The organism is Pedobacter albus (assembly GCF_036324255.1).
Classification (GTDB): domain Bacteria; phylum Bacteroidota; class Bacteroidia; order Sphingobacteriales; family Sphingobacteriaceae; genus Pedobacter; species Pedobacter albus.
In genome coordinates, this window is record NZ_JAZDQT010000001.1 from 1,165,107 (window position 1) to 1,177,157 (window position 12,051).

At 38.5% G+C, this 12,051-nt stretch carries 7 protein-coding genes and 1 tRNA gene; 2 read left to right on the forward strand and 6 right to left on the reverse strand.

Annotated features, from left to right (window positions below):
• Nucleotides 1-694: 694 nt before the first annotated feature.
• Nucleotides 695-880 (forward strand): KOW motif-containing protein, encoded by a 186-nt coding sequence (locus VRU48_RS04985; RefSeq protein ID WP_330106821.1) that lies wholly within the window; start codon nucleotides 695-697, stop codon nucleotides 878-880.
• 7 nt (nucleotides 881-887) lie between these two features.
• On the opposite strand, the gene VRU48_RS04990 is transcribed toward VRU48_RS04985, so the two are convergent.
• The gene (locus VRU48_RS04990; RefSeq protein ID WP_330106822.1) at nucleotides 888-3,803 is read right to left on the reverse strand and encodes a DEAD/DEAH box helicase; all 2,916 of its coding nucleotides are present in this window, start codon (nucleotides 3,801-3,803) and stop codon (nucleotides 888-890) included.
• Between the two features lie 124 nt (nucleotides 3,804-3,927).
• Between VRU48_RS04990 and VRU48_RS04995 the strand changes: the two genes are divergently transcribed.
• Nucleotides 3,928-5,838, forward strand: coding sequence for an ATP-dependent DNA helicase (locus VRU48_RS04995; RefSeq protein ID WP_330106823.1), 1,911 nt, complete (start codon nucleotides 3,928-3,930; stop codon nucleotides 5,836-5,838).
• Here VRU48_RS04995 and VRU48_RS05000 read toward each other — a convergent pair.
• The 5 genes from VRU48_RS05000 to VRU48_RS05020 all read right to left on the reverse strand — a co-directional run bounded on the left by VRU48_RS05000 (nucleotide 5,835) and on the right by VRU48_RS05020 (nucleotide 11,827).
• Complete coding sequence (locus VRU48_RS05000) at nucleotides 5,835-6,563, reverse strand: phospholipase D family protein (protein ID WP_330106824.1); 729 nt, start codon at nucleotides 6,561-6,563, stop codon at nucleotides 5,835-5,837. The genes VRU48_RS04995 and VRU48_RS05000 overlap by 4 nt on opposite strands.
• Before the next feature lie 186 nt (nucleotides 6,564-6,749).
• Nucleotides 6,750-7,448 (reverse strand): DUF1826 domain-containing protein, encoded by a 699-nt coding sequence (locus VRU48_RS05005; RefSeq protein ID WP_330106825.1) that lies wholly within the window; start codon nucleotides 7,446-7,448, stop codon nucleotides 6,750-6,752.
• Between the two features lie 390 nt (nucleotides 7,449-7,838).
• A complete protein-coding gene (locus tag VRU48_RS05010) occupies nucleotides 7,839-9,194 on the reverse strand; it encodes a 5-methylcytosine restriction system specificity protein McrC (protein WP_330106826.1) in 1,356 nt (451 codons plus the stop codon).
• 10 nt (nucleotides 9,195-9,204) lie between these two features.
• Nucleotides 9,205-11,043 carry an McrB family protein gene (locus VRU48_RS05015; RefSeq protein WP_330106827.1) on the reverse strand — a complete coding sequence of 613 codons (1,839 nt, stop codon included), beginning with the start codon at nucleotides 11,041-11,043 and terminating at the stop codon, nucleotides 9,205-9,207.
• 710 nt (nucleotides 11,044-11,753) lie between these two features.
• Nucleotides 11,754-11,827 (reverse strand) — tRNA-Arg (locus tag VRU48_RS05020).
• Nucleotides 11,828-12,051: the final 224 nt, after the last annotated feature.

A 12,051-nucleotide genomic window follows, 5' to 3' on the forward strand; every position in this document is an offset into this window, starting at 1 on the left:
ATGATACTAAAGTGTTTATAAATTAATTAATTGTGGCGCAAAGATAATGTATTTTTATTGATTAGCAAAGCAAAAACATTTTAGCAAAAGTTGCAATACCGCACTGAAAGCTAACGAGTTAAGATTACTTCCGTTTTTTGGCCTGCTTTGTCCCCATCTTTTTCTTGTTTAACCCAAATAGGCTTGCGCATTTTGACCGGTAAGCGCGTTTAATCTTTAGGATTCTCCTGCTTGATCCTAACAACTTTTTTTTGAAAATATAACCGCCTAAGGCACCTAAGAGCATATTAGCTTTATTATATTATTATATTGTCATTCAACAAACTAAGATGGCCTTAAAAGTCTTAGGTGGTAAAAAAACATGCTCATTATCCACCGGTGTCTAACCATTTAAGACACCTAAGAGCATACTAAGTCAACTCGCCTCAACAAACTAAGATGGCCTTACATGGTCTAGGTCGTAAAACATTGAAGTTAGTTCTTTAACGTTTTACCTACATCCTGTTACGACCAGGGGTATTTTTCTTAAAATTTAACCACCTAAGACATTTAAGAGCACATAAGTTAACATTACCGCAACAAACTAAATGTCCTTATTACCTTAATGGTAAAGCCATAGCTGGCCAAGACCCCTTGTTGCGATATTCCACTTTATAAATCCAACAAAACGGTATATTTACACCAAAGTGAATATATGGCACCCGATTTAAAAGATGGCGACCGCTGCAAGGTAACAGCGGGAACACACCAAGGTAAAACCGGAACGGTAAGCCACATCAACACCAGCAAAACCGGACACCTCACCATCACCGTAACCCAGCCCAATGGTGTAAGGTTTAAAACCCTTGCCAAAAATGTAGTTGTTTTAGCAGGCAAATAACCTCAAACTAAAGCAGGTCTAATAAATCTTTCTTGCTCAGCGACTTGAAAATAGAACTTTCGACCTTGATGAGGTTGTTGGCCAGGTCTTTTTTGGTTTCCTGCATCAGCATGATTTTTTCTTCAATGGTATCCGGACAGATGAGGCGAACCGCCATCACATTTTGGTGCTGGCCAATGCGATAAGCCCTATCAATGGCCTGGGTTTCTACTGCAGGGTTCCACCAAGGATCGATCAGGTAAACATAACCGGCCCGTGTAAGATTTAAGCCTACGCCCCCGGCTTTCAGGCTGATGAGAAATACCCTCACCTCATCGTTCTGCTGAAACGAATTCACCACGGCCTCACGATTTTTGGTTTCGCCGGTAAGGTAGGCAAATGTAATGTTGCGCTGCTCCAGTTCGGCTTTAACTAGCTCTAGCATACCTACAAACTGCGAAAACACCAAGATCTTATGGTAAGGCGATTTGCTTTCTATTTGTTCTAACAACACATCCATTTTGGCCGAAGCATCGCCATAGTATTTTTCCTTGCTCAGCATGGCGGGCGAATTACAGATCTGCCTCAACTTGGTAATGCCCTGCAGCACGTGCATACTGCTTTTTTGCAGCTCATCTTCCGAAGTGCCCATCAAATAATCCCTGATTTCTGTCCGACAGCTTTCATAAATTTCGCGTTGCTGCTTGCCCATTTCACAGTAGATGACCATTTCTGTTTTATCGGGAAGTTCTTTCGCCACCTGTTCTTTGGTACGCCTCAGCACAAAGGGATTGATGCGGTTTTGCAGTTCCAAGGCCCGTTTCTTTTCCTTAAACTGATCGATGGGGATCGAATAAAGCCTTTTAAACTGTTCCCTGCTGCCCAACAAACCCGGACAGGCAAAAGAAAGCTGGCCATACAAATCGAAAGTGTTGTTTTCGATGGGCGTTCCCGTCATCACGATCTTATTGCGCGACCTCAACAAGCGAACGGCTTTGTAACGCTGCGAATCGGGGTTTTTAATGGCCTGCGATTCGTCGAGGATGATATAATTAAAGAAATAATCCTTCAGCCAACGTATATCGGCCAATAAGGTGCCGTAAGAAGTGAGGATAATCTGATGCGAATTGAAATCGGCAACTAATTTAGAACGGTCGGCGCCATAAATGGTCAATACTTTCAGGCTTGGTGCAAATTTCTTGATCTCCTGTTGCCAGTTGAACACCAAGGAAGCTGGCACGACGACCAAGTTGGTGTTCTGCGCTGTTTTTTCCTGTTGGGACAAGATAAAAGCCAATACCTGAAGCGTTTTGCCCAGACCCATATCGTCGGCCAAGCAAGCCCCAAAGTTAAATTCGTCCAGAAAATTAAGCCAGTTGAGTCCTTCCCGCTGGTATTCGCGCAAGTTCGCTTGCAAGGCTTGAGGCACTCCGATACTTTCAATGGCATCGAAAGTGGCTAATTTAGAACGATACAGCTTAATCCGCTCCCGACTTTCCAAATCTAATTGCTCGGCTTCATATAACGATTCGACCAAGCTAAAGTTGATGTTCGAAGTTCTCAGCACCTCTCCTACAGGCTCACCGGCACCAAAATAGCCTTCCAGCTTTTGCAGCCATTCGTCAGGGATAATGCCATGCGTGCCATCATCCAGTACCACAAATTTGTTTTTGTTCCTGATCGATTTATGCAGATGTTTAAGCGATACCGTTTGCTGGTTGAATTTCACCTTGACGGCAGTTTCGAACCAATCGATACCACTGATGACGTTAATGGAAATCTCGGCCTGATGCTGGCTCAGCTTGTTTTCTTTCAGCTCGTTAAAACCTAAAATAACGATGCCCATGCTTCGCCAGGCCTCAAATGCCTGGAGAAACCAAGTAGGCTCCAAAAAATGCTTGCGGTGCATGTAAAAGCAATCGGCATGCCTTTGTTCGGCAAACTCGGCCACCTGCTCCATCAAATAAGGGTGCGATTTGGCAATGGTGGTTATAAACTGAAGCTCTTTCTCCTTATCGCGATCGAGGGTAAACAGCTTGCCTCTTTTGTCCTTGCTCTGAATCTGCTTTTGCGAAATAACGGGTATCTCCAAATTGCCATATTTCATAACGGGCGTAAGCAACACAAAATCTTCCGATTCAGACAAATACACCAGCTGTTCGTTGTCCAAATCAAAGCCCTGTTCTATACGTTGCTTTTCGGTAGCGGGCTTGAGGTAAGCATAATTGATCCTGACCTTCTCTTCCAGTACCGACAATATTTTTTCCTGAAATTCTTCGTAAGCTTCGCGTTCAAGCACCAGGTTGTTTCGATGTTGCTTAAAAAAATCGATAATATTCAGAAAACTGGGATTTCCTACCAAATGCAGCTGCTTATCCAACCTCACAAAATAGCGGTAATGCAGTTCGATGGTTTCCATGGAATAAGTCTTGCCCGCTACATGCAACCTACCCGAAATGGCGAAAGTATCTGCCCTTTCATCGATGTCAAGCTCCAAATCGGGTTTTAGCAAAGAAAACTTTGCCGGCAATATCGAACTGGCGGTAATGGTAGAAGCTTTTTTCTCGTCGTGCACATAGCAATCGAGGTTTAGCGGATTGGCGATAACAGCTTTCAGCGCTTCGAGGTCTGATTCCGTCTTGCCTTCGTCGTAATTGTTTTTGAAACGCGACAGACCAGCCAAAAACTTGATTTCCTCTTGTTTTTCGGCTTTCCAGATCCTATCCATCGGGTCGATGAAGTGCAAAGGATTTTTAAGTTTGCCATTCTTTGCCTTTTCGGCAACAACCAAATCGATCACCAAATGCCTGTAAAACCGATGCCGGCTAAACACCAAGGCCATTTCCCTGTAATCGGGCAAAGGCGGATGCTTAGGCTTGCCATGCAGCACAGGTATCAGTTTATCGTAATCGACATTCGTGGGGTTATGGCCATCTTTTTCCATCGGACGCTAAAGATAAAACAATAAGTACGATTAAGCATGTCGCATTCAAAAAACAAGGCAAAAACTTACTAACATATTTAGTAACGCCCTACCAAACACTACTTAATTTAGTTAAATTTGTAACATGAGCCATCACGAGTTGCCCAATACCATTGCCGATCAGGTATTTGAGTTTATCGAATACACCAATCAGTCTATTTTCCTGACCGGAAAAGCGGGAACAGGAAAAACAACCCTGCTGAAACGGATCAAGAACAACAGCTCCAAAAAAATGGTCGTGGTTGCCCCTACCGGCGTGGCCGCCATGAACGCCAAAGGTACCACCATCAATTCCTTTTTCCAATTGCCTCCGGGTTCTTTTTTTCCGGGCGACATCAATCTGCAAAACCTGCAGGCGGGCATCAGCTCCATCCAGTCGACCGTTAGTGGCCTAAGCTACAGCAAAGACAAGCTCAAGCTGTTTAACGAGCTGGAACTGTTGGTTATCGATGAGGTTTCGATGGTGCGTTGCGATGTATTGGATGTGGTGGATGCGGTATTGCGCTCGGTTAGAAAGAACAACCTGCCTTTTGGCGGCCTGCAATTGTTGCTCATTGGCGATTTATACCAGCTTCCGCCCGTAAGCAAGCAGGAAGAATGGGCTTTTCTGAGCAAAGCCTATCCATCGCCCTACTTTTTCGATTCGCTGGTTATCCGCAGGCATCCGGTACTGCAACTGGAGCTGACCACCGTTTTTAGGCAGACCGAAGAAGTTTTTATAAAGATTTTAAACGATATTCGAAACAACCAGATTGACGAGGAAGGATTAAGCCTGCTCAACGAGCGCTACGACCCTGCTTTTAAGGGACAAAACGATATCAATCCGATTATCATCACCTCACATAATGCCGAAGCCAACCTCATTAATAAGGAAAAGCTCGCTGAACTATCTGGCGAAATCTATACGGCCAATGCCGAAATTAATGGCGAATTCAAGGATTTAGGCATACAAGCCGAAACAGAATTGCAGCTCAAAGTTGGCGCACAGGTAATGTTCATTAAAAATGATACCGGTGAAAACCGAAAGTTTTACAATGGCAAAATCGGCAAGATAAAATCGATTGACCAAGGCGAAATCTATGTAGCTTTTCCAGACGAGGAGCCACTTTTATTGGAAAAAAGCGCTTGGCAGTCGTTCGAATACAAAATAGGCGACGATGATGTGATTGCGCAGCAACAAGTGGGCGAATTTTCGCAATACCCTATTAAATTGGCCTGGGCGGTAACCATCCACAAAAGCCAGGGCCTAACGTTCGATCATGCCGTAATCGATGCCGGAAAATCGTTTGTTGCCGGTCAGGTTTATGTGGCACTGAGCCGTGTGCGCACCCTGAATGGGCTGATCCTGAAATCAAAAATCAACAAGGACAGCTTAAGGTCGAACAGAGAAGTGCTGACTTACCTGCAACCCGTACAAACCGAGGCGTTGACCGAACTCATCGTCAAAGCCAAAGAACGGTTCATCCTGCAAATGGTTTTGGATCGTTTTTCTTTCCGAAATATTGCCCATGAGCTCGACCTTATGGATAACGATGCCACCATTAGCCAAGCTAACATCCCCTTGCTCAAAGCACAGTTGCTAGAGCTTCAAACGGCACTTCATACCTTAACCCAACTCTTAGACAAGTTTTTGGTTCAGGTAAGGCAATTGCATGAACAAAACGGTTTTGAAGGTCAGCAAGCCATTCAATTAAGGATAGAATCGGCTAAAGACTATTTTACCAAAGAACTGACCATCAAACTGCTCAATCCGGCGCTTAAAATGATCCGGGTGAAGCCCAAGAACAAAATCCAGCAACAGGTCCAACACCAATTTCAGAAACTAAGGCAACAGATAGAAAACAAAATCACGCTGATGCACATCGGCTCGGGCTTGTTAAAAGAGCCATTAAAAACCATGGATTATACTGATTGGATTACGAAGCACAGGAAACAGCAGGTTGTTGTGCAAGACTCAGCAAGTGCGCAACAAGTAGTTAGGTTGGAGTTGTTTTAGAGATCGAACATTCGTTGTGCATCCTTCCAGTTCTTCTTTAAAATTGGCTTTGCATAGGTTGTTTCTCCATAAGATTCCTCTCCCGAAAAATGACAATATCTTTCTGGATAATATTCATCACTAAATTTTGCCCAAGAGCTGAAGGCTTTAAAACTTAGGGGGCTACTAGGGTTGAAAGGAATCTCTATTCCGGTTCTGATGCAATATCCATAATGTATTTTTTCTTTGAAATCTTGTTTTGTGTTCCATTTATTCACATCTCGATTTTCAATTTTATTATTTTTCTTTGGCTTCTGGATCTCTTCAGATTGTCTAATTATCCTCTCAGCTTCTGTTAATACATCATTATAAAGCTCAGGGTCATCCTTTGATGTGATGTATATACCCATTTCGCAATTATTCTGCTGAGAATACGTATAAAGATTCATAGAGGTAATTATAGCTTCATTTTCATTAATGTAGCATTTGGCATGGAGTGTATTGTAAAAATAAAGTCTGATTTTTGGGATAGAATCAATCCAATCTTTATCGCTATAATTTAAATCTTTTTCTTTTCCATATACAATACAGGTCTTGATATATCTTCTTGTGGTATCATCTAATAACAACCTCAATTGAGAATTAATCTGTAAATAAGGACTTATTAGATAAAGTTTTTCTTTGGCATTATTTATAATATCTTCTAGATGCGAAGAGATAGTAGTCGTTTTTAAAAACTTGGCCATGCTGTCGGGTCTGATTGATAGATTAGTTTATAATTTGCCAATATAAAACATGCAGTTATAAGTTGTAAAACAAATTATTAAAAGTCAAAAAAATGAACTTTTATATAACCTGATAAAAATGCTTTATGTAGCAAACAAAATCTCCAACTAAGAAAAACCAATAAGAGACAAATACCTTAACCATCCTCAACAAATCAGAAGCAAGCGATACTCGCCTTCGTTTTCTTGAGGGGCTCGATGCACACATGGCAAGACCTGTTGTTCAGGATGGTCTACCGCCAATTTCCACAGGTGGCCAAGGCCTAGATTTAAAGGGCTGGCATTAGGTTGAGGGCGGTAATGCAGATCGAAAAAATGCTCTTCTAAGAAGCTTTCAAACCCTCCTTCTGGCCCATCATACAAGTCTTGCAATTTTTGCCGGATTTCTGGAATTAAAATCTGTTGTTCAGCCTGATCATTAGGCAGGATATCGCTTGCTGCCCCATCATAGGTACATAGAAAGGTATCGGTAGCTACAGGCGAACGATCTACGTGATAAGAATACACATCGGTGGAGATAAAATCCAATATTTCGTCCCGCTCGTAGCTTTTGATTAGATTGAGCACCGGCGACAGGCCTAAGGCTCCCAACAACTTTAAATCTTCCAATATCGTCACTCTGGCCATGGCTCCCGCTACAGATAAAGTCAAGTCCAAAAGTTCTTCCACAGCAATTTCTGTCACGTTTTCCTTTAATTGAAGCTTTGAGGCTACCTCCTTAAAATCTCCCGTTAAATCCCTAGACCAACAAATAGCGTTAATGGAACCTTGAAATTCTGTATCAATCAATTCCTCGAACGAGGAAACCACTCCCACTTGGCTGATATCGGCAAATCTGCTGTTCATGTTTTTAAATCCAGTTGCCAAAGCTATTAAAAAGAATGATTGGTTACGATTTGGGTTAAGGTGTAAGCCGACTTTTACAATTAAAATTATGAAAACAAAAAGCCAATATTACTATTGGCTTTCTTTTTAAATTGATAATCTGTACCGTTCGAACACCTAGAACGCTTCTGAAGACCATTAGAAAATAATTGGGAGTTGAAAAGAAAAGATTTCATTGAGTGAGTCGATTATTAAAAAATATTTACGAGATTATTAGAACATAGACTGGCCTTTATAGGACTACTTTAGAACTTTTTTTTGGAAATTTAATCAAGTAACATTACACCCAACATCCGAGATATAGCGTCATCATCAGCTTTCCGAAATTTGAACCGTCTTGGTGATTATCAATCATGATTGTATTGGTAACTCTATTGCTTGTAAATACATCTTTTTATACATTGTTGATATACGGAGGTCGTCAGAAAAAAGTTTTTCAGGTGAAACATCAGCTTTTTCAAAGTTTTCAATTTTTTCAGCTTTCTCCACTATAACTGGCAAATTGGATGGATAAACAAAATATGCAGGTATAATACAATCTTCATCTATCCCTAACTCTTCGTATACTTTTTTTAATCTTGTATAGCCAGACAACTGTCTAGCATCTTCCATACTTGGATTGCCATAAGCATATCTAGGTTTATATTTCGCATCTACAACAGCTTTAAAACCGTCAGCATTAATAATAAAGTCTAGTTCTTGTTTATGATACTTTTGATGATAAACTACAGCATGATCACCTTTAAATTTTTCCCTTAACTTTTTAAACACATAGAGCTCAAATAATTTGCTCATATCAATCCAAAATGGTGGATGCATGCAAGTAGCCTGTTTAGCATTTCTCGCAATATTATAATCGTATAATGCAAGTATTTGATTACCCAACTGTATGGCTAAATTATACAGTTTATAAAAGGGGTTATTCTCTTTATATTGCAGTTTGGTAAATGTTCTTTTGCCGATGTGCTGAAAGCCAGCTTGACAAAAACGCCATACTTCCTCTAAATTTAGTCTAATACTTCCTTTTGTGTCAAAATTATCGAAATGGTGCGGTAATAAACTTAACACATACTTTAAGAATTGATTAGCTTCGGTATCGAAACCAAATTCTTGATACTGGCAAATAGTTTGTGTTAATTTGTTTTTAAGGACATTCTCTTTAATTTGTCTGCCCACCAAAACCTTACCTTTAACTCTGCTAGACAGATTTTCCGTTTTATGGTAATAAGACTTCTTTAGCCCGTTTTTTAATAACGACTTAACGGTTGCCAAAAACTGTGCAATTAAAAATGGTGTTAGTTCTGGCGAAAGTTCATTTTCTATTTCAATCCATGGATCATTAAACTTAACCAATACCAAACCTTCCAAATAATCAAAATTCTCTGGCTCTTTTAATGCTTCTAAAAGCATTTCAATATAGTTTAGTTGATAATCTTCATTATTAAGCTTCGGTTGGATATAAACTGGTAGTTTGAGTTTTGAGAATCTATCTAAGCCGATATAATAGGATGAAGTAATTGAACATTGATGCTCTCCGTTTTCTTTGCTCAATTCTAAGGAAACGCAAACGTATTGTTTTTCTGTATCGAAAAAAATAGCATGTACTTTATCTTCCAATTCATAATAACTTTCCCAATTATGCAATTGGGAAAGCATATTGATATGATTACTATAATAATACTCGAAATGTTCAGAAATCTTAAGCATCAGTTTTTGATTAAGCTAGATTCTTAATTACTTCTCTCGCTGTTTCTTTTAAAATTCCATCCTTAATGTATTCTTCCAGAATAGGTTTTATTTCGTACTTAATTCTTAAACTAAAATCTATAGGCTTACTTAGATCATCATTTCCCTTTTGGTCCTTTTGATATTGCTGAATAAAATAGGAATGTCCTAACCATACATCTTTGGGTTCAAAGTCACTAGTTAAATAGTCTGATCTTTTAATAATAGCATCATCGGCACTATAATCAATATTAGGGTCATAATCTTTCACAAATAAGCTGGTGACCCGTTTAAATATACTGTCTTTAAATACTGTTCCATTCTCCTTTGTCAAATCCTTGGGCAATACATCCACGAAAGCAAATCTTCGTCTGATAGCATAATCAATATGTCCTACAGAACGATCTGCGGTATTCATTGTACCGATAATGTAAAGATTTTTTGGTAAAACAAACTTATTCGATCCATCAATATCATATAGACTTTCAACTTCTTCATCCCTATACTCCAAGGCGTAAATCAATTCCCCTAAAACCGAAGAGAGGTTAGCTCTATTAATCTCATCAATAATTAAAATATAACTATTATCAGAATCATTGTTAGCGGTTTCTGCAAATCTTAACAAGGTTTTATTTTCAGCTTGAAATATTACTCCTTCCCCTCCTTCATTTGGCAATGCAACAATTCCCCTAACAAAATCTTCATAAGAGTAACTTGGGTGGAATTGGATAATATTTAAAAAATCTTTTTCTTTAATAACCTTTTCCTCAATTTCATCTATATTATCAAAATGATTTTCATAAAAGAATTTTGCTATTGCATCTTCATACGATGTAAAACCTCCAGTTCTACCTTTGACCTCCCATAGCTTACGATTAAATGATTCAATAATCTTTGTGTAAGATGGCCTCCAAGCTTTGCTTGTATCACTTTTAAGCAGCACTATATTTTTCTCCAATCCAACAACTTCAAACTCGACATTGTTTTTACCCTTTATTTTTTGCTTAACTGGCAAATGTGATTGTATATAATCTTTTGTAAGGTTCTTTGTTGATATTGTTTTACTATCAATTGAATTCGAACCAATGATTTGCTTAGCAATCTCTTTTGCTAATCTAGTTTTTCCAGTTCCTGGAGGTCCCTGTAAAATGATTTGTTTTTTGTAAAGCAATAAATCTTTCATTCTCTTAATTGATAATTCCATTTGGATTAACTTAATATTTTCATATAACCTATGCACTAGGCTGAAAAGACCTCCGTACTTATTAAATGCCAAAGTAACACGCATTTCATTATTCCAGTTGAATATAAGGGGCTTAAAAAAGCTTTTGTCAATTATGCCTCCTTGGCTTTTTATTACTTCCTTAATCAAAAGTACGAGATCGTGCCAATGATTGTTGTTTTCTAAATTGTGATAATATTGGGCGGTTCTTCCATCTTTTGTTATACGCTGTATGTAGCCTTTCTGCTTATTATTTGCCAACAATTTTAAAAAATCAACAAAAGCCCCATCGTTGGTAATATCATCAATAACTAACCTATCTAGGTTGCTTTTACCACTTGGCTGTGGCCAGCCATGACGATCTAAATCTAAAATATAAACCTCATCTTCAAAATAGGCGTGAGTTTTGTCGATATCTCTTATGTTATCTATTGCGCCAATTTCTTTATAATATAACGGTTTACTTACGTATGTAGCATTTTTGTACTGATAAGTAGCTAGAACTACCTTCTGTTTATTTAAAGACTGCTCAACATTGGTTATATCTTGTAGACTTACCTCTACAGAGTTAAAGAAATTTATGCACTCAATAATTTCTTCCTTTATCATCTGTTATTTTTTCTATAAACCATCTCAGGCTCAGCTAATATACCAAACTGGTGATTTGAATTAAAAAGGACACTTGATACATAGGTATAACCTAATCGTGTAAGGTGCAATACTGCCGGTATCTTAACTCTTGAATCTTCGTTGAAAGCCATTAACCAAAAGTTTATTAATCGCTAAATATAAGTATTTATTCGAGCTACTAGCAAAACAACAAAACCCATATTGACACATCAAATCACAAAATGATATACCAATCACTATTTACAAAATCGGAAATTAACTTAGCGCATTTGCATCAATTCTATAAAAATCAATCATCTTTACTAATCTTTCATATTGGCTAAAATCTATGAGTCATTTAATAGCTATTAAACATTTAGATAATATGTGAAGACAACTTCATTTCAGCTATTTATTAACTATGATAGCAATGAAAAACTCTAAAAGAAAAGCTAAGAGAAAGATAAATCATTTCAAAAATGAGAATCAAACCATTTCCGAAAAGATCAATTATTAACATTGATCGAAAGGATTATGGCTGATATTATTCAGTAAAGAAATGGATAACGAAGAAAAAGCTGAAATTGAAGAAATGAAAAAGGTATGTTTAAGAGATAGTCAGACCGGATTTGAACGCCCATAAAAATCAATAACTTAAATAAAAAAGCCTAATAATTTGATTATTAGGCTTTTATAAATTTTGATTTCCGTACCCCCAACAGGATTCGAACCTGTGACCTACGGTTTAGAAAACCGGTGCTCTATCCAGCTGAGCTATGGAGGCCTCTCAGCTTTGTAGGCTGATGCTGCAAAGATAGGCTTTCCAAACAAAAAGAACAATATAAATTTTCATTTCACCTATCAAGCCATTAAGTTTTTAACAGTCAATGTTTTAATCTATGAGCTGACTGATGCACATCACCTATTTTGCGAGCTCTTTCGCTTTAGGAAGAACACAGTAATTGTCAAACATCGTCGGTTATAATCGTAACTTTTGATTTCTTGCAC

Bases quoted from the DNA above. Each gene is read 5' to 3' on its own strand.
- VRU48_RS04985 (WP_330106821.1), top strand. From the start codon at position 695: ATGGCACCCGATTTAAAAGATGGCGACCGCTGCAAGGTAACAGCGGGA.
- VRU48_RS04990 (WP_330106822.1), bottom strand. From the start codon at position 3,803: ATGGAAAAAGATGGCCATAACCCCACGAATGTCGATTACGATAAACTG.
- VRU48_RS04995 (WP_330106823.1), top strand. From the start codon at position 3,928: ATGAGCCATCACGAGTTGCCCAATACCATTGCCGATCAGGTATTTGAG.
- VRU48_RS05000 (WP_330106824.1), bottom strand. From the start codon at position 6,563: ATGGCCAAGTTTTTAAAAACGACTACTATCTCTTCGCATCTAGAAGAT.
- VRU48_RS05005 (WP_330106825.1), bottom strand. From the start codon at position 7,448: ATGAACAGCAGATTTGCCGATATCAGCCAAGTGGGAGTGGTTTCCTCG.
- VRU48_RS05010 (WP_330106826.1), bottom strand. From the start codon at position 9,194: ATGCTTAAGATTTCTGAACATTTCGAGTATTATTATAGTAATCATATC.
- VRU48_RS05015 (WP_330106827.1), bottom strand. From the start codon at position 11,043: ATGATAAAGGAAGAAATTATTGAGTGCATAAATTTCTTTAACTCTGTA.